Source organism: Kribbia dieselivorans NBRC 106261, assembly GCF_001552435.1.
GTDB classification, from domain to species: Bacteria; Actinomycetota; Actinomycetes; order Actinomycetales; family Dermatophilaceae; genus Kribbia; species Kribbia dieselivorans.
In genome coordinates this window covers 1-22160 of sequence record NZ_BCRE01000064.1, presented here as the reverse complement: position 1 = coordinate 22160, position 22160 = coordinate 1, and the positions used below count along the sequence as shown (strand labels likewise).

Sequence of the window (22160 nt, the reverse complement as noted above, 5' to 3'; positions counted from 1 at the left end):
GGGTCGGGCCCCACCACCCCCGCCACTGCGGATCCTCGTGCCAGCCTGGCGGTCCGAACTTGTTCGCGCCCATGATCTCGGCTCCGATGCCGGGCGTATGACGTTCGGCGAAGGCGTTGTCGACCCCGACACTCCCCTCGGGGTCCCAGTAGCGCGTGCCGATCATCCAGGCGTGCAACCGCTCGCCGGCATGCCCGAACGGAGTCTCGAGCGTCTGCGGCTCACCGGTGGCGAACCCGTCGAGCGAGATGGAGAAGTTGTGGATGCGGGTGAGTGACATCGGCGTGCTCCTTGCTCGGTGATGTCTCTCACCCACGGTCCCACGATTCAGTCGTTCTTGGACTCCCGCGCCAACCGCTCTTGACGCGCCTTCTCGACCTTGACCGCACGCTCACGCCGCAGGCGCTCGTGCGGGTCGGCCAGACCCTCCATCTGGGCTCCGCCGTAGAAGTGCATGGCGGTGTACCGCAGCCGCCACCATGCGCGGTACAAGAGGGAGAGTCCCTCGTTCTCGACCTCAGCCATCGTTCCTCCGTGTGTTGTCGAACCTCAAAGTAAAGCGTAGGCAGTCTCGCCTCACGTCATGAACCGCGCACCCGCAAACGCGACGCCGACGACGATGGCCGTCGACGCCGCTCCCAGTAGGAGCGGGCGCACGCCGACCTGCCGCATGAGCTGCCAACGCAGCCCCGTCCCGAGAGCGAACATCGCGGCCGAGAGGAGCATCGTTTGGGCCAGGTGCGCGGAGTGCGTCACCGCGCTGGGCAGGTCCAGCGTCGTGGCCACCACGCTCGCAGCGATGAACCCGATGACGAAGAGCGGCACCGGCGCCGGGCGCGGGCCTGCGAGGCGCGCCACCCGGCGGCGCTGCGTCAGGGTGATCGCCAGGATCACCGGGGCGAGCAACACGACCCGGGCCAGTTTGACGACCGTGGCGGCCGCCAGCACCTCCGGACCCATCGCGCCTCCGGCCGCCACGACCTGCGCCACCTCGTGGATGCTGCCGCCGGCGGCCACACCGCTCTGCGTTGCGGTCAACGCCAGTGTCGACAGGATCGGCGGGAGGACGAACATCGTCACCGTTCCGTACAGCACGACGAGCCCGACGGCCAGGGCGACGTCCTCGTCGTCGGCCCTGACGGCACTGCTGACGCCGGCGACGGCGGCGGCCCCGCAGATCGAGAAGCCACACGCGATGAGCAGCCGCTGGGTTCCGGGCACGCCGAGCGCTCGGCCCACGGCCAGGGTGGCGAGGATGCCGATGGCGACCACGGCGACCACGACGGCGCTGGTGGCCCAGCCGAGCGCGGCGATGTCGCGCAGGCTGAGTTGTAGCCCGAGCAGCACGATGCCCAGGCGCAGGAGGCGCCGACAGCTGACCTGGATGCCGGGTTGCAGCGCGGCGGGGATCGGAGCGGTGTTGGCCATGAGCACGCCGACGATCAGGGCGATGATGAGCGGGCTGAGCGCCGGCACGAGTCGGTGCGCGCCGATGGCCACGAGCGCCACACCCGCGGACAGGGCGAGGCCGGGCCAGATCGATCGGCGCGCCGGCGCGAGCGACACCACCGCCGCGGCGGGGGTCGTGGCGCGCATCAGCATGTCTCCACCTTCGATGGCCGGAGCGTCGTGCGGAAGAGGATGTTGGGCATGGCGCCATGACCGTCGGCTATGGCCAGCGGTACGTTTGCCGCATGGCGGAGAAGTGGCCGGACCTGGCCGTGCTGGAGCTGCTCGTGGCCGTGGCCGAACTGGGGTCGTTGAGCGGGGCCGCGGCCCGGGTCGGCATGACCCAACCCAGTGCGAGCCGTGCACTGGCCCGTTTCGAACGTCGACTGGGCCTGACCCTGCTGCAGCGGACCACACGCGGCTCCGCCCTGACCGCCCATGGCGCGATCTACGTCGACTGGTCGCGGGACGTGCTGGCGGCCGCCGAGCAACTCGTCGTCGCCACGACCGCACTGCGCTCCGGGTCGTCGGGGACATTGCGCATCGCCGCGAGCATGACCGTCGCCGAATACCTCGTGCCGCGCTGGTTGGCGGAGTTTCGTCGCACCCACGAGGAGGTCGAGGTCACCTTGGGCGTGGTCAACTCCGATGCCGTGGCGCAGGCGGTGCGCGGTGGGCAGGCCGAGGTGGGCTTCGTCGAGACCGCGCAGGCACCGGCGGGACTGCGGACGACCACGGTGGCGCGCGATCGTCTGCTCGTCGTCGTCGCGCCGAGTCATCCGTGGGCGCGGCGGACCCGAGCCCTGCCCGCCGACCTGCTGGCGGCCACTCCCCTCGTACTGCGCGAACCGGGCTCCGGCACGCGTCGGACCCTGGTCAGCGCGTGTGCCGACGTCGGTCTCGCGCTCGCCGACCCGGTTCAGGAGCTGGCCAGCAACACGGCCGTGCGCGTGGCGGCAATGTCGGGCGCCGGCCCGGCGGTGCTCTCCGAGCTCGCGGTGGGTGAACAAATCGGCAACGGGTCGTTGGTGGCCGTGCGCGTCAGTGGGCTGGAGATGTCCCGCCAGCTGCGGGCGTGCTGGGCCGGCGGCGCCCAGCCGGTGGGTCTGGCTGCGGATCTGCTGGCGATCGCCGCCCGCGGCCCCGCGGCCCAGGCTGCGCTGGGCGATACTGGTCCAAATGAGCACTTCATCGGGACACCCCCGCCGTCGCCACGCCGCTAGCCCCTTCCAGCCCGACCCCGAGCCGGTGATCGAGGTGTTCGCGGTCGGCGACCGGGTCTCGCACGACTCCCACGGGCTGGGCCGCGTCGTGAGTGTGTATGCCAGTGGCGCGACGGTCGACTTCGGGAGCTCAACCATCCGGGTCGCGACGCCCTTCAGCCGGATGACCAAACTCTGACCGACGCGACGAATCAAGGGGAGAAGGCCGCCGGTCAGTCCTTCTCGCCCAGTGGCCGGTCGAGCCAGTGGGGCAGGGTGTCCTGAACCGTGGTCCATTGCCTGCTCAAGGCCTGGAGCGGCGCCAGCGACTGCTCCAAGACCGCCAACTGGTCGTCGAGAACGCTCAGTTCAGCCGTGAGGGCCTGAATGGTCAGCCGCTTGGCGTGAATCTCCTTCATGACGATGTCGAGCTCGGCGGTGACCTGCGGCGCCAACTCGGTCACCTTGCGCATGGAATCGAGCACGTGGCTGGCCGATGCACGCACCGGCTCAGGGGTCACCGCCTGGGCGCCGGCCACGCCCACCTGGGTCAACTGCTCGATCAGGGTCCGCGTGTTGCTCAGGAACAGATCCGTCGCCGAGTGCACGATGCCCCGGTGCTGCTCGGCCTCACTGCCGTCGTGCTGGTCCATGCCTCCCAGTGTGGGACATGACGGGGGCCCTGGCCGCGTTTCCGCCGGCCAGGGCCCTCGTCTTCTGTCTCAACACAGAGTGCGCCCGAAGGGATTCGAACCCCTAACCTTCTGATCCGTAGTCAGATGCTCTATCCGTTGAGCTACGGGCGCAGTTGCATCGCACCGAACGCGAAGTGCTCCGCGCGACGAAGGACTACGGTACACGCTCGCGGCGCTGGTACGAAATCGAGCCACACGGCGCTCCGTTTCGCGACCCGGGGCGACCGACCCTCGACCCGACCGGACTGCGCTCCGCAAGCCGTCATGACGACGTTGACGCGAGATGCCCGCCTCACGCTCGCTTCTTTCACCGATCTGACGCGGAGTTTCAGCCCTCAGCCCAGCCTTGACAGGCCTCACGGAAGTGTCCCACCCGGTTCACACGTAGACGGCGTGTCGGAGTACTTTGGTGGGTGTCGAGACGTCCGATACGCGCCATTGACGGGGCAAGGACGGCTCGATATGGGACAGCGAACAAGCCGCCGCCGAAAGGGACATCGAGGGCCATGAGCACCGCAACCACGGGCACCACCGGAACGACTCACGCTGAGCTTCAGTCGTGGGTCGACGAGGTGGCCGCACTCACGAAGCCGGACTCGGTCCAGTGGGTGACCGGTACGCCTGAAGAGATCGACGCCATCAACCAGACCTTGATCGACGCCGGCACGTTCGTGCGTCTGAACGAGCAGAAGAAGACCAACTCCTTCTACGCCGCCTCCGACCCGAGCGACGTCGCCCGTGTCGAGGACCGCACCTACATCTGCTCCGAGACCGAGGAAGGCGCGGGCCCGACCAACAACTGGATGGCCCCGGCCGAGATGAAGGAGCAGCTCAGCGCGCTCTTCGACGGCGCCATGAAGGGCCGCACGATGTACGTGATCCCCTACGTCATGGGTCACCTCGAGGCCGACGTGCCGATGTACGGAGTCGAGATCACGGACTCCGCGTACGTCGTCGCCTCCATGAACATCATGGCCCGCATCGGCTCGAAGGTCCTCGCGAAGATGGAGGCGGAGAACGCCCCCTACGTCAAGGGTCTGCACTCCGTCGGCGCTCCGCTTGCCGAGGGCCAGGCCGACGTCGCGTGGCCGTGCAACGACACCAAGTACATCTCGCACTTCCCCGAGACCCGTGAGATCTGGTCCTACGGCTCGGGCTACGGCGGCAACGCGCTCCTGGGCAAGAAGTGCTACTCGCTGCGCATCGCCTCCGCCATGGCGCACGACGAGGGCTGGATGGCCGAGCACATGCTCATCCTCAAACTCACCAACCCGGAGGGTGTCACCAAGTACATCGCCGGTGCGTTCCCGTCGGCCTGTGGCAAGACGAACCTCGCCATGATCACCCCCACCATCCCGGGCTGGAAGGCCGAGATGGTCGGCGACGACATCTCCTGGATGCGCTTCGGCAAGGACGGCCGTCTCTACGCCGTCAACCCGGAGTTCGGTCTGTTCGGTGTCGCCCCCGGCACCGGCGAGGAGACCAACGGCCAGGCGATGGCCACGGTGGAGAAGGGCAACAGCATCTTCACCAACGTCGCGCTGACCGACGACGGCGACGTCTGGTGGGAGGGCATGACCAAGGACAAGCCGGCCCACCTGACCTCCTGGAAGGGTGAGGACTGGACCCCCGAGTCCGACTTCCCCAGCGCCCACCCGAACAGCCGGTTCTGCACCCCGGCCTCGCAGTGCCCGATGATCGCGCCGGAGTACGACGAGCCCAACGGTGTGCCGATCGACGCGATCCTCTTCGGTGGTCGCCGCAAGAGCACCGTGCCGCTGGTGTTCCAGTCGCGTGACTGGGAGCACGGCACCTTCGTCGGCTCGATCCTCTCCTCCGAGACCACCGCTGCCGCCACCGGCGCCGTGGGTGTCGTGCGCCGCGACCCGATGGCCATGCTGCCGTTCATCGGCTACAACGCCAACGACTACCTGCAGCACTGGCTGAACATCGGCAAGACCGAGGGCGCCAAGATGCCGGCGATCTTCCAGGTCAACTGGTTCCGCCGCGACGACGAGGACGGCTCGTTCCTGTGGCCGGGCTTCGGCGAGAACTCGCGGGTGCTCAAGTGGGTCTTCGAGCGCACGGAGGGCACCGCTGAGGGCGTCGAGACCCCGGTCGGCATCGTGCCGGCGCCGGGTGCGCTGGACACCGACGGCCTCGACGTCACCGAGGAGCAGCTCGCCAAGGCCACCGCGGTCAACGCGGAGGACTGGGCCAAGGAGCTCCCGCTGATCGACGAGTGGTACGCCAAGCTCGGCAACGTCCCGGCTGAGCTCAAGAATCAGCTCGAGATCCTGCGGAAGAACGTCTCTGCCTGAGTTCTGACGTCCCTTTCGGAGGGCCCGGCACCGGTTTGGTGCCGGGCCCTTCGGCGCGTGTTGGCGGTGGCGGGGGCATGGGCGGAGCGTCGTGGCTAGGGTTGATGCCATGACCTCGACGGCAGTCTCCGGCCGAACGACGCTCCGGTTCATGGCGGCACCGACCGATGCCGGGCAGGGTGGCACGGTCAGCGGAGGCCGGATTCTCGAGTGGATCGACAAGGCCGGCTTCGCGTGTGCGGCCGGCTGGTCGGGGCGGTACTGCGTCACCGCATACGTCGGCAACATCGACTTCCGCCGACCGGTGCGGATCGGGGACCTGGTCGAGGTGTCGGCGCAGATCGTGCTCACCGGGCGCACGAGCATGACGATCGTCGTCGACGTCGCGTCGGGCACGCCGTACAGCGGCACGACGGAGCACGCGTTCGAGTGCCGCATCGTGTTCGTCGCCGTCGATGACGAGGGCCGGCCGACGGCGGTGCCCCAGTGGGCGCCGGAGACGGCGGTGTTTCTGGCGGCCAAGGCCGAGGCGGAGCGTCGTATCGAGCTTCGCGCGCGGGTCAAGGAGCTCGTCGCCGCGCAGGACTGGTCGGGCGATTCGGCGGGCGCACGAGGCCACGCTGCGGTTCTTGGCCGCGCCGACGGACGTCAACTGGGGCGGGAAGGTGCACGGCGGGATCTTGATGCGCTGGATCGACGAGACCGCGTTCGTCTGCGCCAGCGGATGGTCGAAGTCGTACGTGGTCAGCCGGTTCTCGGGTGGGGTGAGTTTCCTGCGGCCGATCCGGATCGGTGATGTCATCGAGATCCAGGCACGGCTGGTCCATACCGGGCGAACGAGCATGGACATCGCCGTGCGGGTGCTGGCGGGGAGCCCACGGACCGGAGAGTTGGAGCTGGCCGCGCAGTGCATGTCGGTGTTCGTGGCCCTGGACGAGGCGATGGCGCCGCGTCCGGTGCCGGTGTGGGTGCCCGAGTTGGCGACGGACCAGGCGTCGGAGCGCCACGCCTTGGAGGTGCGTCGCCTGCGCGAGGACCCGGCCTTTGGGGTGCGGCACTAGAGCCGCTTCTTCGGGAGGCGGCACCAGGTCCCGTGCTCCATCGGTCAGTTGGGGATCCGGGTGACCTGTGGACGACTCAGGTGGCGAGATCGTCAGGAGTCACTACTCTCGTGCGCGGAGGCTGGAGCACCCGGGGATCCGGCCCAGGCGGATGGGCTACGAATGCGAACACGTCAATCGACCACCATCGCGGTGGCAGGACTCAGTGCGGTGATGCTGGTCAGCGCCTGCGGAGGCGACGCTTCAGGGGAGGGCGGCGGCACGTCCTCCACGACCAGCGCATCGTCGACCTCCACCGCCAGTGGGTCACCGACCAGCGGAGCACCGAAGACTCCCTCGTCCAGTGCACCCACCTCGAGCGGGCCGAACGCTTCGTCGACCACCCCCACCGCCAGCGGTGCCCAGTTGAAGAACTGGCCCGCCGACGCGCCCCAACTGCCAGAAGCCGCCACCAAGCACACGAAGGCCGGCGCCGAAGCTTTCGTGCGCCACTATATCGACGTGATCAACTACGCGTGGATGAAGCCCAAGTCAGGCTTGATTCCGCAGCTCAGCTACAAGGGATGCAAGTTCTGCGCGTCGGTGGAGAACACCACCGAAGAACTGGTAAAGAACGGCGAGTGGTACACGAAAACTCCTGTCAAGATCAGAAGCGTAAAGCCCGCGCAGAAGGGCGAAATGGGAAAGTGGCTGGTGGGCGTCACGATTACTGACACCACGGCCCCCATCCACAACCAGCAAGGGAAGACGGGGGGTCGGAAAGCAGAGGCCACCGATACCTTCTACTTCGCACTCAAGTGGTCCGACGGCTGGCGATCGTTCGGAGTCACAAAGTGATCTCCACCGTTCTCGCGGCCGCAATTCTCCTCAGTTCCTCCGACTCCAACGTCGGGCTCACCACCGAAGAGATTGACGGAGGTGCTCGGACCTCACTGTGGAGCCGGGAGACGGCGAAGAAAGAGCACATCGAGGGCCTGAAGCGCGCCGCGGCGTCGGGCGCGAAGACCGGCCCGTCGTACGAGTACAAGACCGAGCCACGATGCGGCAACGCCAGCGTCGACGCCGCGCCCTGCACCGCCGCAGCCGCCGGACCCTGCCCCTCCGCCATCGCCGCGCTGAACGTGTTCCGCCGCCAGGTCAACCCCACCGGCGCCTGGGAACAAGTCGGCATCGCCTGCAACTCCACCGAGGTCCCCGCGACGCGCGAACCCGGCATGGCCGACATCATCCGCGCCTTCCACGACACCAACTTCACCGTCCCCACGATGAAACTCGACCCCCGCGGAAACCGCACCCTGGTCAACCTCCCCACCTACGCCGAAGTCACCTGGCCCGTCACCGGATTCAAACCCGAGGAAATCGACACCCGCACCCTCCCCGAATTCCCCGGCTACACCATCCAGATCAAACCCACCCTCAGCGCCCTGACCTACCACTTCGGCGACGGCGCCACCGCCGGACCCACCACCTCCCTCGGCGGCCCCCACCCCACCGGCGACATCGTCCACACCTACACATCCCCCGCCAACTTCCACACCCGCGTCGACGTCACCTACGCCGGATTCTTCCGATTCGACGACGGCGACTGGATCCCTATCCCCGACACCGTCGACATCACCGGAACCCCCACACCCCTGACCGTCGTCGAAGCCCGCAGCCAACTCGTCCTCGAATAAGGTCCGGCACTCCCCCTTCAGGGCCCTGTGGATAACTCGCGCGGCCAGATCCCCGAAATCACTAACGTCGGGGACAGAGGTCAGACACACACCGGATCTGGCCCACACGAAGGGGATCCACATGCGTACACGACAGACCTGGACCGTTACCGCCGCCACCCTCCTCGCCGGACTGTTCCTCAGCGCCTGCGGCGGCACCGCAGCGGGCGAAGGCCAGCCCACGCCGTCCTCCGACGCCACCCCCGCCAGCGCCTCCACCACCACGAAGTCGGGCCACGAGTACAAGGTGGAACACCGCTGCACCGACACCGGCGCCGGCATCGCCTGCAAGGCGTCCGACGCGGGCGACTGCCCGTCCGCGCTGGCCGCCCGCAACGTCATGCGCCGCCAACTCGACAGCACCGGCCAGGCCACCACCCGCTGGGAGAAGATCGCCACGGTCTGCAACGCCGAGGAGGCCCGCCAGATCATCGATCAGGACTGACCGCCGCCGGCCGGGTCACCGCCACGCACCGGAGCGCCGTGACCCGGCCCCGCCCGCTGTCCTCACCGCGGGAACAGCAGCACGCCCACCACCACGAGCAGCGCCCCGAGCAATGCGTCGATGATCCAGCCGGTGCGCCGATAGAGCGCCACCGCCGGTCCGGACGATGCCACGCGCGCGATGAACAGGAACCACAGCAAGGCCGAGCCGACCATCGCCACCAGGGACACACCGCGCTCCGGCACGGTCGCCCCCTGCGGCAGGAGCGTCGCGAACAGGGCCGCGAAGAACGCCAGTGCCTTCGGGTTCGACGCGTTGGTCACCACCCCGGTCCACCACCAACGTGAACCGGACCGGTCCGCTCCCGGCGCGGTGACGACAGCTCCGCCGCCGGAGGCGCGATCACGCCACACGTGCCACAGGATCCACGCGCCGTAGCCGACGAGAAACACCGCGCCGACCGACCGCATCACCCGAAATGCCGTCTCGTGCTGCGTGACGACCACGCTGATGCCCGTCAGGGCCAACGAGATCCACACCACCAGCATCGACGCGATGCCCAACGCCACGGCCGACCCGGCACGCCGCCCGCCGACCATCGAGGCGCGCAGCACCGCGATGAAGTCCGGACCCGGCGAGACCAGGCCCACCACCCACGTCCCGAGCAGCAGCGCCCACGCCGTGGGCGTCAACGCCGCATCATCGCGCCAGCGGCGAGTAGAACACCAACGGGTTGCCGGCGTTGTCGTACACGACCGCACGCCGCTCGTGGGCGTCGTCGTAGGGAGCGGTGATGATCGCGCCTCCGCCCGCTTCGACCGCTGCGGCCGCCGCGTCGACGTCGGGAGTCCTCAGGCTCGGCACCGTCTTGCCCGGGAACGGGTGGTCGACCTTGGTCGCCAAGGCCAGCGTCACCGACCCGCCGTCCAACGCGGCGAAGTGCCCGCCGTCGCGGAACTTCAGGGTCATCCCGAGGGTCTCGGTGTAGAACGCGATGGAGGCGTCCAGGTCCTCGGTGCTGATCATGACCATGCGGACGTCGAGGTCCATGTCGCCTGCCTTCCCGCGGTGATGGCTCTCACCTCCGCACCGGGCAGCATAGCCACCACTGGGCGCCCACACCGGCGCTCTGGCAAGAACGGCGCAGCCCCCGGACCAGGACGGCTCGGGGGCTGCGTTGGCTGGCGGAGGCGGAGGGATTTGAACCCTCGATGGGGTTTGATCCCCAAACCCGCTTAGCAGGCGGGCGCCATAGACCGGACTAGGCGACGCCTCCAGACAACCCGGACAGACTAGCCCGCCACCCACCTGCGGAGCAAAGCGGGTCGGGACAGCCGAAGGGCCCCACCGTTTCCGGTGGAGCCCTTCGTGATGTGTGCGGGTTGCCCCGCAGCAGTCATTCGACCTCAGACGGGGCGAACGCGGTCGGCCTGCGGGCCCTTGGGACCCTGGGTGACCTCGAACTCCACGCGCTGGGCCTCCTCGAGGGACCGGTAGCCGGTGGACTCGATCGCGGAGTAGTGAACGAACACGTCCGGGCCGCCGCCGTCCTGGGCGATGAATCCAAAGCCCTTCTCAGCGTTGAACCACTTCACGGTTCCCTGTGCCATGGGGTGAAACTTCCTTCTTCTTGGGTGATGGCCCGCACCTCGCGGACCATGCTGCACCTACACCCCACACTGAGGGGACATGCCCCCCGGACAAACCGACCCATGACGGGCTTCTTGCTCGACCTGCGCGGAAACTGCTGCTGCAACAGTAGAGAACCTAGCATGTTACGACCCCGCGAGCATGGCCAGTTCACCGCATCCGCGGCGGGTGTGGGATTTGAACCCACGAGGGGTCGCCCCCTGGTCGCTTTCAAGGCGACTGCACTCGGCCGCTATGCGAACCCGCCTCGACCCCGGCCCACGACGGAGCGCGGTGTCAGACCTCCACGTTAGCGCCCGCCAGACCCGTGGTCGTCACGACCTGCCGTACGGCAGATGCTCCTCGACCCAGGCCCAGTCGATGCGCTCCTGCTCCAGCCGCAGCCGCGTCGCCAGTCGGTCGCTCACGAGATCGGAGTACAGCGCGCTCTCGTCGGCGGTCAGGCGCGGCAGCGAGGCCGCGGCCGGGCTCGGTTCGGTGCCCCACCGATCCCGGTGGGCCATGAGCGTGGTCCGGTCCATGAGAAAGGACCTGGCGGTGGGCAACCATGCGCGCAACCGGTCCAGGATCGCGAACCCATGCGTGTCCACGTCGCCCCAATAGTGCACGTCGGCGCCTTGGAGCCAACCCAAACGGCCCACCCGGTCGACGTCGAACCCCTTGCCCCACAGGAGCACGCCGTCCGCCGGTACCGGCAGCGACAGGAACGTCACCTCGTTCTCGACGATCACCGCACACGTCACCGGAGCGTCGAGCCGGGCGGCCTCGTCGACCCGCAGTGAGACCTCCGTGATGGCCTGAGGCAAACCGAGCACGCCCGCGTCGGCGCGCAGTCGCACGTGCTCCGGTTTCGCGGCCAGGCCCAGGCCGGTCGTGAACCCCGTCGCCGTGCGGCTGGTGCCGAGCACGTCGGCCAGCACGCCCCGATGCTGCTCGACGAACTTGGTGTCCACCCCCCGAGCAGTGATCTCGCGCAGGTACCGGGCCTGGCCTCGGTGGTCATCCAGCCATCGGTACGCGGCCAGCAGTTGGGACCACCACGACTCGTTCGCCAGTGCCTTCAAGGGCTCGCGGGCCGCCCACTCCACAACGACGGGCTCCCCCGCGGCCTCGGCCAACAGCTCGGCCACTCGGTCTGCCTCCGCGCGCACCCCCAACAGCGACCACGCCTGCTCGAAGGTGGAGACGAGGGCACGGGCCGGCACCCGGTTGCGCCCCACCTTGCGTCCCCCGATCTCGCGATACGTCAGCTCGTACCGCCGACCAGCATGTGCGGCGGACTCCAGGGCGGCGGCCCAGTCCTGCACCGCACGCAGGTCGGCCCCGAGCTCGGCGGCCGTCGGTCCGCGGAGCGGGAGGTCGATCAGGGGGAAGGGCTCACCGCCGGCGAAGGCGCGGAGCAGCGATTGGTCGGTCCACCGCCGACGCACCGCCGCCGTGAGCTCTGCTGGGGACGTCCACGTCATCGGCTGGCACCGGCGCGCCGCTCGTGGAACTCCTCGATCGTCAGGGTGTGCACGGTCGAACGCATGCCGTCCGGATTGGCGACGAACCCGATGGCCTTGACGTACGGCTCGATGACGTGGACCTTCTGGAGCGGCGTGACGATGAGCAGCTGCAGGCCGAGCTTCCGGAACAGTTGGAGGGCGTACGTGGTCGACACATCCGAGCCTCGCCCGAACGCCTCGTCGATCATCGCGAACCGGAAGTCCCGCGACTTCTCGGCGCCCCACTCCAAGCCGAACTGATACGCGAGCGACGCGGCCAGGATGGTGTAGGCGAGCTTCTCCTTCTGCCCGCCGGACTTGCCATCGGAGTCGGTGTAGTGCTCCCACTCCACATCGGTCTCACGACTCTTCTCCGACGCCGAGAACGTCCACCAGGTGCGCACATCGGTGACGCGTCGCACCCACGCCTTGTCGGACTCGGCAGACCCCTCCCTCCCCCGAAAGCGTTCGATGAGTCGCTTGACGTCGAGAAAGCGCTGTTCGGTGTAGCTGTCCTCAGCCCCGACCGCGTCGTCGGTGGCGTGGCGCAGGTCGGCGCGGAAGGTCTGCACGTCCTGGTTCGTCGTCGGTTTCGGCTCGAGCTTGATGTACCGGCCCGGGCTGTAGTCGATCGCGCCCAACGCCTCGTTGATGCGGTCGACCCGATCGCGGATCTCGTCGGAACGTTGATGCAACCACGCGTTGAACCCGGCCAGTTCGTGAATGGTGTTGGTGTTGAGTTGCCGCTTGAACTCTTCCTCGAAACGCGGCAGATCGTCACCGGCCACGCGCGTGTGAAAGGCCCGAAAGTCTTCCCGCGCCTCGACGCTGGCATCCATGTCGGAGCGCAGTTCGGGCCAGCGCCCGAGCACCTCACCCATCGCCTGCTGGAGGTGCCCCGTCAGGCTGTTGATCTGGTTGGTGACGTTGCCGGCCTGCTTGTCCAACTGGTCGGTCAGGGTGTTCGAGGCACCCGCGCACTGGCCCGACTGGGTCGGCAGCGACGCCCCGAGCCGCTCGGTCAGGGCCGGGTAGGCCGCGCGTGCGCTCTCCAGGTCTGCCTCCGGGTGCGCGGCGATCTGCTGCTGCGCGACGCTGCGGGTGAGCTCGGCCTCATCGCGCCGATTCCGGGCCGTCGTCAGCGATTCCTTGAGGTCGTCGCGCGTGGCCCTGACCTCGGTCAACTTGGCATCCGTCGCCGCCAACGCACGCGTCACCTCCGCCAGTCGCGACGATCCGGCCTGAAGCCGCTCACGTTCGGCATCGGCGTCGGCGGCTCGCGCGTGGGCGCCCTCATGGTCCAGGTCACTCCACGACGTGTGGTCCGCGAGTTTGCCCAACGCGATCTCACGTTCCCTGAGCCGGTTGTGCGCCTCCTCAGCGACCTTGACCTCACGCTCGGATTCGGACCGCTGCGCCTCCAGGCGAGTCAGGTCGGTGGCGAGGGCCTCGATCTTGCGTTCGTTGGCCCACCCCAGCACCCAGCGACGCGGATCGTCGACCCGGTTGCGGTCGTCCTTCTCGTGCCGCTCACCGGAGCGCACCTGCCCCTCGCGGGTGACCGCCCTGGTCTCCTCTCGGAAGGCGGCGAGGCTGTCGACGCAGACGTAGTTCGCGCGGCGCTGCACCTCAGCTCGCAGGTACCCGTCGAACGCCCCGGGCTTCGCGACGAGGCAGTCGGCGAGGAGCAGCCCATCACGGTCGGCGCGCTGCAGCGGCACCCGCCGGTCGGGCACACGCTCGTAGACGAGCTTGGCCCCGACCTGCCCATCACGGCCGCGGACCGTCAGACGGCGTCCGTTCACCCAGTCCGTGACGGCCGGGTAGTGCACCTGCGGCACCAGCATCGAGAGGGCAAAGCCACGCAGCACCCGCTCGGCGGCGCCGCGCCAGTCGACGTGCTCCTCGCTGACGTCGAGCAGTTCACCGGCGTACGGAAGGTCGACGGGGTCCAGCCCCAGGTCGGCGCAGAGCTGGTCACGCAATTGGAGGTGACTCGACGGCAGGTTGCTTGTGCGCTGCTGCAAGCTCGCCAGTTCCTGCCGCACCGCCTCGGCGTCGACGTCGAATTGCTTCTGGGCGGAGAGGAGTTCGGCCAGGCGGTTGTTCACGCGCGGCCGTTCCAAGGCCAGTTCTGCTTTCTCGGCGGCCACCGTCGTCGCCAAGGCCGCGAAACCGCCGACATCGCTGATGGGGTCGAGCCCCGCGGCCGTGAGTGCCTCGTCGAAGCCGTGCCGGCGGCGCAGCCGGTCCGCGGCCTGGGCGCGCGCCTCCCGCGCGGTCCGTTCCAGTTCGGCGACGCGATCACCGCCGGCCTGGGCACGCTCCTCGATGAGGCGATCCCGGTCGGCGTCCAGTGTCCGAGCAGTCTCCTCCGCTTCATCCACGGCCCGAGAGATCCGGGTGACCTCCTCCTCATGCCCGGCGATCTCAGCTCCGAGAAGCCGAATCTGCAACTCGGCGATGAAGAGACGCACCGCCTCACGCTGGACCGCGATCGCCGCCCGCTCGGCCAGCGCGCCGTCGTAGCGATCGGCCAACGCCACCAACGGCGTGAGCAGTTCGAGTTGCTCCCGGGCCCTGATGACCAGCGCATGCGAGGTCGACAGGTCCTCGAAGTGGCCGATGATCCCGCGAATGCGGTCGGCGGCATCGGCCGGTTCGAGCATGTGATCGCGGACGAACTCGTTGAGGTTGCCCACCGACTTCATCGACACGGTCTGGTGGAACAGCTTCATCGCCTGCTCGCTGCGAATCCCCAGGCGGCGCCGCAGCGAGGTCGAGTACGGGGCGAAGGCGTCGAAGACCTCCGCGCCCCCGGCCCGCAACCGTCGACGCAGGTCGCTCAGGTCGGCGCCGAAGTCGGAGAAGTCCGCCTCCACCGACAGCCCCTTGTCCGCGGTGATGTAGAAGCGGTTCGGCTGACCGGTACGTTCACGTTGCTGGAAGACCTGCGCGATCGAGACGGTCTCGTCGTAGCCGTCGTTGACGAAGACTCCGAGCACCACCGAGTAGGTCGACGAATCCGGCCGCAACCCCACGGGCCGGGAGACACCCGTCGCCTCGTTGCGCTCGGACTTGTAGTGACCCTCGACGTAGGACCGCAGATCGCGTTCCTTGGCCTCGGCGCCGGCGGCCTTGTTGTACTCGATCCGATGGGCCGGCATGAGGAGCGTCGTGATGGCATCGACGAGGGTCGACTTGCCACTGCCGATGTCCCCGGTCAGGAGCGAGGTGTCGCCACCGAGGTCGAGGCGCCAGACGAACCGGTCGAAGGTGCCCCAGTTGAAGACCTCGACGCGGTGCAGGCGGTAGCCGGGGCGCCCTTGGGCGGCCACCTCGACCGAGGAGAACAGGCCATCACTCATCGCGGCCCTCCTGACTGCGGGTGTAATCGGTCAGCTTGGCCTCGAAGTCGCCGAGGGTCTGGGCGTCGACGTAGGCCTTGATGATCCGGCGCACCTCCCACCGATCGGCCTGGGCTCGCAGTTGTCGCAGGAAGCCCAACTTCTCGGTCTGGCGGATCGTCGTCTCGACGGTATCGACGGCCTTGGCGTCACTGAGCGTCGTGGGCAGGAAGACCCGCAGCATCTCGACGATCTGGTCGCGCGTCAGCACGAGCTTGCCCTCGCCACCCTCGTTCTCGAAGACGGCCAACTGCTTGCGCAGGAGCACGAGCAGCACGCTGACGTTGTACGTCTGGGAGCGCCGGTGCACGAGCCGCGGCAGTCCGTCCTCCGCGTCGTCGACCTCTTCCGAGCGCAGGAACGCATACCCCTCCGACTCGTCGACGACCACGTCCACACCCACGGTGGCGAAGTGGTCGCGGATCGGGCCGCCATACCGCCCCAGCGCCTGCCAGGTCGCCTCGTCGGACTCGCGGTAGATGACGCCGCGCATCATCTTGATGATGGCCGACCCGATGGCCAGTTCCTCGTCGGTCCTCATCGGCGCACCACCGTCGCCTTCGGCAGGCGCACGCGCCGGGCCGAGCCATCGGCGTCACCGATCTCCAGGACGGTCTCCCCGGAGTCGTCGAGCCTGATCTCGAGGTCATCATCACCCAAGGCCAGGTAGCCGACGACCTCGGCCACGCCCTCCTCCACGGGGTAGTACTCGACGATGTCGCTGAGCAGCGCCTCGCCGCGCGGCGGCACGAGCGCCCGAATGTTCTCGGCCAGTCGGGCCTGATCGACGACGTGCTGATCCAGGACGGCGCTCAGGTCGATCTCGGCGACATCGGCCGGCGGAATGAGACTGTCGACCTGCGCCGGCGGTTTGACGTCATAGAGGGGGCGTTCGAACGGGAGCAGCGCTGAGAGACCGATCTCGTCAAGCTCGAGACCCGCGATCGGCGGTGAGTCCCGAACCGCCACCGCGGCGGTCTCAATGGACCGGATGAGTTCCACCACCCGCTTGTTCTCCAGCCATACCTGGTCATCGAGGAAGCGCCGCAACTGCTCGGAGATCTGCCGGACCGTGACGTTGGCTCGTTCGGCGGCCCCGAACCAGTCGTGATGGATCCGGCCCAGGCGCCGGTCGGTGTCGATCTCGCTCATCGCCTGGACCTCGGCGAGCAGATCGCTCAACTCCTGCTGGCGACTGCCCGACAGCAGGAAGTCGTAGAACGCCTCGAAACTGCGCCCCTGGTCCGAGGAGGTGATCGCGTTCCGCTCGCCGAGCAGTTCCTCCAGCAACTCGCCCTTGGAGCCGGCCCACGTCGCGATCCGTTCCCGCGCGGCGCGGTCGAGAGCACGGAAGTTCTCCTCGACCTCGCGAAAGTCCGAGAGCAGCTCGCGGGCACTCCCACTGAACTGCTGGTACCGCTCGCGCAGGGCCGTCGTCGGGAGCATCGTGACGTGACCGGCCTCCACCTCCGCGATCTCGGCGTCGAGCTCGGCCCGGCGTCGACGCAGATCGGCCAACCGAACCTCCGGATCGCTCTGGGCGCCGCGCACGATCTGGCGCAGCAACTCGATGAGCGTCTTGAGCCGGGACTCGGTACCAACGAACGTGCGCTGCTGCAGCCCGAGCACCCACTGGTAGGCCTTCTCGAAGGACGCCGAGGCGTCGTAGTGCAGTTCGTCAGACCCATCGGGGTAGCTGGCGTGCAGCCACCCCGCGTCGAACTGGGCCCAGTCGGCCAGGTACGCCGACGGTGCCGAGGGGTAACGCACCTCCGGGGTGTTGAGCGCGTACAGGTCGTCATCGAGGGCAGCGGCCAGCTCGGAGACCGGTGTGCGGCCGTGGTTCTCCTCGACGAAGTACCGGCCAAGGAAGCCGAGGATGAGCGGGGCGTTCGTGGCACGCAGAAGCCGCCACGCGGGGTGGCGGTCGCGCAATGACTCGATCTCGGAGTGGTCCATCCACCGGCCCCTTCGTACGGTCCTCATTCCCGGCCTCTCACGAGGGTACGGTGTGGCTCCGACAACCCAGCCGCACCGTGCTCCGCCCATGAACGCAACGATGCCCGCGAGCCGAAAGACTCGCGGGCATCGCGTCCGCCGGTCTGGGCGACCAGCGGACTGGCGCCTCACCCAGGCCCCTCAACCGGGACGAGGGCACCTCTGGGGCCGTCATCCCGGCCGGAGGACCGGCACGACGGGTGGATCAGATGAACAGAGCCGGATCGTTGAACAGCAGCTCGAACTCCGAGAACTCGGGCTGGTCGCTCGGTTTGTGGCCGTTCTGCTGCGGCTTCGGGAAGAAGTGCTTGGCCGGGATCCCCGTGGCGATCGCGCCGGCCGGCACGTCCTTGGTGACGACGGCGTTGGCCCCGACCTTCACGTCGGCGGCGAGATAGACCGGCCCGAGGATCTTCGCTCCGGAGCCGACCATCACCCGGTCACCCAGGGTGGGGTGACGCTTGACCCGCTTCAGGCTCGTGCCGCCCAACGTCACGCCGTGGTAGAGCATGACGTCGTCGCCGATCTCCGCGGTCTCGCCGATCACGACTCCCATGCCGTGATCGATGAAGAAGCGACGGCCGATCTTCGCCGCCGGGTGGATCTCGACGCCGGTGACGGCCCGGGACCAGTAGGCCACGAAACGGGCCGTCACCTTGTGTCCGGAGGTCCAGAAGTGATGGGCCAACCGGTGGAACCAAATGGCGTGCAACCCGGCCGAGGTGCTGAACACCACGAATCGGGAGGTCGCCGCGGGGTCACGATCCATCGCCGCGCGGACGTCCTCCTGGAGCATCTGCCGGATCGTGAGTCCCTGTGGGGCGATCATCAGTCCAGCAGACCCTCGAACAGCACGGTGGACAGGTAGCGCTCGCCGAAGCTCGGAATGATCACGACGATGGTCTTGCCTGCGTTCTCCGGGCGGTTGGCGACCTGGTCGGCGGCCGCGAGCGCAGCGCCGGAGGAGATGCCGACGAAGAGGCCCTCCTCCTTGGCGGCGCGGCGGGCGTACTCGACCGACTGGTCGATGTTGATGTCGATGACCTCGTTGTAGATCTCGGTGTCGAGGATCTCCGGGACGAAGTTCGCGCCGAGGCCCTGGATCTTGTGCGGGCCGGGCTGACCACCGTTGAGGATGGGCGACTCGGCCGGCTCGACCGCGATGATCTGCACGTCCGGGTTGTACTTGCGCAGCGTGCGGCCCGCGCCGGTGATGGTGCCGCCGGTGCCGATGCCGGCGATGAAGATGTCGACCTTGCCGTCGGTGTCGGCCCAGATCTCCTCACCGGTGGTCTTCTCGTGGATGGCCGGGTTGGCCACGTTCGCGAACTGGCGCGCGAGGATGCCGCCGCGCTCCTTGGCGATCTCCTCGGCCTTGTTGAGGGCGCCCTTCATGCCCTCCGGCCCGGGGGTCAGGACGAGCTCGGCACCGAACGCCTTGAGCAGCGCCTTGCGCTCCGCGGACATGGTCTCGGGCATCGTCAGCACGACGTTGTATCCGCGGGCCGCTCCGACCATGGCCAACGCAATGCCGGTGTTGCCCGACGTGCCCTCGACGATGGTCCCACCGGGCTTGAGTTCGCCGGAGGCCTCGGCGGCGTCGATGATGGCCACACCGATGCGGTCCTTGACCGAGTTGGCCGGGTTGTAGAACTCGAGCTTGGCGGCCACGGTCGCGTCGGAGGAGATGATGCGGTTGATGCGCACGAGGGGGGTGCGGCCAACGAGCTGGGTGACGTCGTCGTAGATCGGCACTGGTGGAACCTTCCGTGAGGGGCGGACGCAACCTCGGTCATGACTGGTTGCTTATTGACAATCCAACAACAAGTTATGGGTGGGCGCAAATTCCCGGAGTCTCGTTGGGTGCCGTGATGCATTCGACACCCTTTGGTGGAATCAACGTCGGTCCCAGTCAATAGACTGCCCGGCATGCCTCCACTCCAGATCGTCGCGGTCGTGATCGGCGTCGGGTTCACCATCGTTGGTTGGGCCCTGCTGCTGCGCACCGTGTACTCCCTCGTGCAGACGTTCCGCCTCGGCCAGCCTGAGGGCGGTCGCAACGACGCTCCGGGCTCGCGTGCCGCCACGCTGATCCGCGAGTTCCTCGGACATGGCCGTATGGCTCGACTGCCCGCAGTCGCCGTGGCGCACTGGTTCGTGATGATCTCGTTCGGCGTGCTGTTCTTCACGCTGATCCACGCGACGATGCAACTGTTCGACCCGCACATGGCCCTGCCGATCATCGGGCACTGGCCGGTGTACGAGTGGGTCACCGACTTCTTCGCGGTGACGAGCCTGCTGGGCATCATCTACCTGATCTACCGTCGCCAGAAGAACCACCCGCGCTCGGCCGAGGGGGCTGACGGTCGTCGTTCGCGGTTCTTCGGATCGACGTTCTGGCAGGCGTACTACGTCGAGTTCACGATTCTCGGCGTGGGCCTGTGCATCGCCCTGCTGCGTGGTCTGGAGTGGACCGTCGCGCGCAAGACCGGTTCCGGCATGGACACCTGGGTGCACTTCCCGCTGACCGGCTGGATCGGCAACCTGTTCACCGGCCTCTCGCTGGAGACCCTCGAGGCGCTGATCATCCTCATCGCCCTGATCAAGCTCGTCATCTCCTACGCCTGGATGGTGACGATCTCGATCAACCCGACGATGGGTGTGGCCTGGCACCGGTTCCTCGCGTTCTTCAACATCTACTGGAAGCGGCACTCCGACGGCCGTACCTCGCTCGGCGAGCTCCAGCCGATGAAGATCGACGGGAAGCCGTTCTCCATGGAGGCCATGGAGGAGATGGAGGAGGACACCCGCCTGGGTGTCGGCAAGGTCGAGGACTTCACCTGGAAGGGCCTGCTCGACTTCACCACCTGCACGGAGTGCGGTCGGTGCCAGTCGCAGTGTCCGGCGTGGAACACGGACAAGCCGCTCAGCCCGAAGATGCTCATGATGACGCTGCGCGACCACGCGCACGCCAAGGCGCCATACTTGGCGGCCGTGGGCGGCACGAGCGCCCCGCTCGTCGGCGTGACCGAGTCCTCCCCCGAGACCAGTGAGGGCGCGCAGCCCGAGCACTTCGACCACAAGGGCACGAACTGGAGCGAGATCTCGCTCATCGGTGACACCGGCTACACCGACGAGCACCCGCTGTCGGCGTACAACCCGCACGGCCCCGACGCCGTCATCGACCAGGACGTCCTGTGGTCGTGCACGACGTGTGGCGCCTGTGTCGAGCAGTGCCCGGTCGACATCGAGCACGTCGACCACATCGTCGACATGCGTCGGTACCAGACGCTGATCGAGTCGGCGTTCCCGTCCGAGCTCGGTGGCCTGTTCAAGAACCTCGAGTCGAAGGGCAACCCGTGGGGCATGGGTACCCGCGCTCGCCTCGAGTGGGCCAAGGACCTGCCGTTCGACGTCAAGGTCGTCGGCCAGGACGTCGAGTCGCTCGACGAGGTCGACTACCTGTTCTGGGTCGGTTGCGCCGGTGCCTATGAGGACCGTGCCAAGAAGACCTCGCGCGCCGTCGTCGAACTGCTCGACACCGCGGGCGTCAGCTTCGCCATCCTCGGTGACGGGGAGACCTGTAACGGTGACTCCGCTCGCCGCGCCGGCAACGAGGTGCTGTTCCAGATGCTGGCCCAGCAGAACGTCGAGACGCTCAATGAGTACAAGGCGAGCAAGATCGTCGTCACCTGTGCACACTGCTTCAACACGATCAAGAACGAGTACCCGCAGCTCGGCGGCAACTACGAGGTGCTGCACCACACGCAACTCCTCAACCGCCTCGTGCGCGAGAAGAAGCTCGTGCCGGTCGCGCGCCCGGCCACCCCGGTCGCCTCGACCGCGAAGGACGTCGCGTCGTCCGCTCCGACCGTGACCTACCACGACCCGTGCTACCTGGGTCGCCACAACGGTGTCTACGCCCCGCCGCGCGAGCTCCTCGGCGCCCTGCCGGGTGTCGAGCTGCGCGAGATGGAGCGCAGTGGCATGAAGTCCTTCTGCTGTGGCGCCGGTGGTGCTCGCATGTGGATGGAGGAGAAGCTCGGTTCGCGCATCAACGTCAACCGCACCGACGAGGCGCTGGCCACGGGTGCAGACCGGATCGCCGTGGGGTGCCCTTTCTGCCGCGTCATGATCTCCGATGGTCTGACCATGCGTCAGTCCGAGGGCAAGGGCGAGAACGTCGAGGTCGTCGACATCGCGCAGATGCTGCTGGCCGCGGTGCGTCACCCGGAGAAGACCGCTCCGGCTGCTCCGGTTGAGGAGCCGGCCGAGGTGGCGCCGGTCGAAGCGAAGGCTGCCCCGGCCGCTCCTGCTGAGGCCCCTGCTGCTCCAGTGGCTCCGGCTGAGGCGAAGGCTGCCCCGGCTGCCCCGGCTGAGGCCCCTGCTGCTCCGGCTGCCGAGCCGAGCGGTAAGAGCATGTCCTGGGAGACCGGTGCCGCTGCTGGCGCTGGCGCAGTCGCCGGTGCGGCCGCCGCCGGTGCTGCCGCGAAGAAGATGTCGTGGGAGTCGGCGGAGCCTGCTGCCGAGGCAACCCCGGCCGCCCCGGTCGAGGAGCCCAAGACCGAGGCACCTGCCGCCCCGGCTGCCGGCAAGACCATGTCCTGGGAAACCAGCGCCCCGGCCGCTCCGGTCGAGGAGCCCAAGGCCGAGGCCCCCGCCGCCCCGGCCGCCGCCAAGACCATGTCCTGGGAAACCAGCGCCCCCGCGGCACCGGCCGCCCCGGTCGA

The 22160-nt window shown here is 68.2% G+C and carries 21 protein-coding genes, 3 tRNA genes and 2 pseudogenes; 9 read left to right on the top strand and 17 right to left on the bottom strand.

Annotated features, from left to right (window positions below; all coding sequences use genetic code 11):
- From KD1_RS06410 to KD1_RS06400, 3 genes and pseudogenes are all read right to left on the bottom strand, one after another.
- Positions 1-280, bottom strand: a pseudogene (locus KD1_RS06410) (dihydrofolate reductase family protein); the annotation flags it as partial.
- Between the two features lie 47 nt (positions 281-327).
- Positions 328-525: a hypothetical protein gene (locus KD1_RS06405; RefSeq protein ID WP_068399247.1), complete on the bottom strand. Its 198-nt coding sequence runs from the start codon at positions 523-525 to the stop codon at positions 328-330.
- A 51-nt stretch (positions 526-576) separates the two neighbouring features.
- On the bottom strand, positions 577-1602 hold the full coding sequence (locus tag KD1_RS06400; RefSeq protein ID WP_068399245.1) for a YeiH family protein: 1026 nt from the start codon (positions 1600-1602) through the stop codon (positions 577-579).
- A 92-nt stretch (positions 1603-1694) separates the two neighbouring features.
- On the opposite strand from KD1_RS06400, the gene KD1_RS06395 reads away from it, so the two are divergent.
- Complete coding sequence (locus KD1_RS06395; protein WP_245627301.1) at positions 1695-2672, top strand: LysR family transcriptional regulator; 978 nt, start codon at positions 1695-1697, stop codon at positions 2670-2672.
- Positions 2629-2850, top strand: a complete 222-nt coding sequence (locus KD1_RS06390; protein ID WP_068399242.1) for a hypothetical protein — start codon at positions 2629-2631, stop codon at positions 2848-2850. Before KD1_RS06395 ends, KD1_RS06390 begins: the two co-directional genes overlap by 44 nt.
- A 34-nt stretch (positions 2851-2884) precedes the next feature.
- Here KD1_RS06390 and KD1_RS06385 read toward each other — a convergent pair whose 3' ends face one another.
- The gene (locus tag KD1_RS06385; RefSeq protein WP_068399239.1) at positions 2885-3304 is read right to left on the bottom strand and encodes a hypothetical protein; all 420 of its coding nucleotides are present in this window, start codon (positions 3302-3304) and stop codon (positions 2885-2887) included.
- Positions 3305-3384: 80 nt separating this feature from the next.
- Positions 3385-3457, bottom strand: a tRNA-Arg gene (locus tag KD1_RS06380).
- A gap of 395 nt (positions 3458-3852) precedes the next feature.
- Between KD1_RS06380 and KD1_RS06375 the strand changes: the two genes are divergently transcribed.
- From KD1_RS06375 to KD1_RS17630, 3 genes and pseudogenes are all read left to right on the top strand, one after another.
- Positions 3853-5667, top strand: coding sequence for a phosphoenolpyruvate carboxykinase (GTP) (locus KD1_RS06375; protein ID WP_068399234.1), 1815 nt, complete (start codon positions 3853-3855; stop codon positions 5665-5667).
- 109 nt (positions 5668-5776) lie between these two features.
- Positions 5777-6004: pseudogene (locus KD1_RS17635) on the top strand (acyl-CoA thioesterase); the annotation flags it as partial.
- A gap of 118 nt (positions 6005-6122) precedes the next feature.
- Positions 6123-6728, top strand: coding sequence for an acyl-CoA thioesterase (locus KD1_RS17630; RefSeq protein ID WP_370670750.1), 606 nt, complete (start codon positions 6123-6125; stop codon positions 6726-6728).
- 173 nt (positions 6729-6901) lie between these two features.
- On the opposite strand, the gene KD1_RS06365 is transcribed toward KD1_RS17630, so the two are convergent.
- Positions 6902-7117 (bottom strand): hypothetical protein, encoded by a 216-nt coding sequence (locus tag KD1_RS06365; protein WP_217995809.1) that lies wholly within the window; start codon positions 7115-7117, stop codon positions 6902-6904.
- 16 nt (positions 7118-7133) lie between these two features.
- Here KD1_RS06365 and KD1_RS06360 point away from each other — a divergent pair, with 16 nt between their 5' ends.
- The 3 genes from KD1_RS06360 (at position 7134) to KD1_RS06350 (ending at position 8888) form a co-directional block, all read left to right on the top strand.
- Positions 7134-7565 (top strand): DUF6318 family protein, encoded by a 432-nt coding sequence (locus KD1_RS06360; protein WP_068399227.1) that lies wholly within the window; start codon positions 7134-7136, stop codon positions 7563-7565.
- The gene (locus KD1_RS16540; RefSeq protein WP_068399224.1) at positions 7562-8404 is read left to right on the top strand and encodes a hypothetical protein; all 843 of its coding nucleotides are present in this window, start codon (positions 7562-7564) and stop codon (positions 8402-8404) included. Before KD1_RS06360 ends, KD1_RS16540 begins: the two co-directional genes overlap by 4 nt.
- A 121-nt stretch (positions 8405-8525) precedes the next feature.
- Positions 8526-8888 (top strand): hypothetical protein, encoded by a 363-nt coding sequence (locus tag KD1_RS06350; protein ID WP_068399220.1) that lies wholly within the window; start codon positions 8526-8528, stop codon positions 8886-8888.
- Positions 8889-8950: 62 nt separating this feature from the next.
- On the opposite strand, the gene KD1_RS06345 is transcribed toward KD1_RS06350, so the two are convergent.
- From KD1_RS06345 to cysK, 11 genes are all read right to left on the bottom strand, one after another.
- Positions 8951-9580, bottom strand: a complete 630-nt coding sequence (locus KD1_RS06345) for a LysE family translocator (protein ID WP_068399217.1) — start codon at positions 9578-9580, stop codon at positions 8951-8953.
- 7 nt (positions 9581-9587) lie between these two features.
- Positions 9588-9938, bottom strand: a complete 351-nt coding sequence (locus KD1_RS06340; RefSeq protein WP_068399214.1) for a VOC family protein — start codon at positions 9936-9938, stop codon at positions 9588-9590.
- 132 nt (positions 9939-10070) lie between these two features.
- A tRNA-Ser gene (locus KD1_RS06335) sits at positions 10071-10164 on the bottom strand.
- A 130-nt stretch (positions 10165-10294) separates the two neighbouring features.
- Positions 10295-10498: a cold-shock protein gene (locus tag KD1_RS06330; RefSeq protein ID WP_068399198.1), complete on the bottom strand. Its 204-nt coding sequence runs from the start codon at positions 10496-10498 to the stop codon at positions 10295-10297.
- Positions 10499-10700: 202 nt separating this feature from the next.
- A tRNA-Ser gene (locus KD1_RS06325) sits at positions 10701-10785 on the bottom strand.
- 67 nt (positions 10786-10852) lie between these two features.
- Entirely contained in the window at positions 10853-12004 is a 1152-nt protein-coding gene (locus tag KD1_RS06320; protein WP_068399195.1) for a Wadjet anti-phage system protein JetD domain-containing protein, read from the bottom strand.
- Positions 12001-15393, bottom strand: a complete 3393-nt coding sequence (locus KD1_RS06315) for an ATP-binding protein (RefSeq protein ID WP_068399192.1) — start codon at positions 15391-15393, stop codon at positions 12001-12003. The genes KD1_RS06320 and KD1_RS06315 overlap by 4 nt, the downstream gene beginning before the upstream one ends.
- Positions 15386-15973, bottom strand: a complete 588-nt coding sequence (locus KD1_RS16535; RefSeq protein WP_068399189.1) for a DUF4194 domain-containing protein — start codon at positions 15971-15973, stop codon at positions 15386-15388. The genes KD1_RS06315 and KD1_RS16535 overlap by 8 nt, the downstream gene beginning before the upstream one ends.
- Positions 15970-17391 (bottom strand): DUF3375 domain-containing protein, encoded by a 1422-nt coding sequence (locus tag KD1_RS06305; protein ID WP_068399185.1) that lies wholly within the window; start codon positions 17389-17391, stop codon positions 15970-15972. Before KD1_RS06305 ends, KD1_RS16535 begins: the two co-directional genes overlap by 4 nt.
- Positions 17392-17635: 244 nt before the next feature.
- Positions 17636-18259: a serine O-acetyltransferase gene (cysE, locus tag KD1_RS06300; protein ID WP_068399182.1), complete on the bottom strand. Its 624-nt coding sequence runs from the start codon at positions 18257-18259 to the stop codon at positions 17636-17638.
- Positions 18259-19185, bottom strand: coding sequence for a cysteine synthase A (gene cysK / locus KD1_RS06295; protein WP_068399179.1), 927 nt, complete (start codon positions 19183-19185; stop codon positions 18259-18261). Before cysK ends, cysE begins: the two co-directional genes overlap by 1 nt.
- A gap of 174 nt (positions 19186-19359) precedes the next feature.
- Between cysK and KD1_RS06290 the strand changes: the two genes are divergently transcribed.
- On the top strand, positions 19360-22160 hold a 2801-nt coding region (locus KD1_RS06290), incomplete at its 3' end, for a (Fe-S)-binding protein (RefSeq protein ID WP_157073208.1).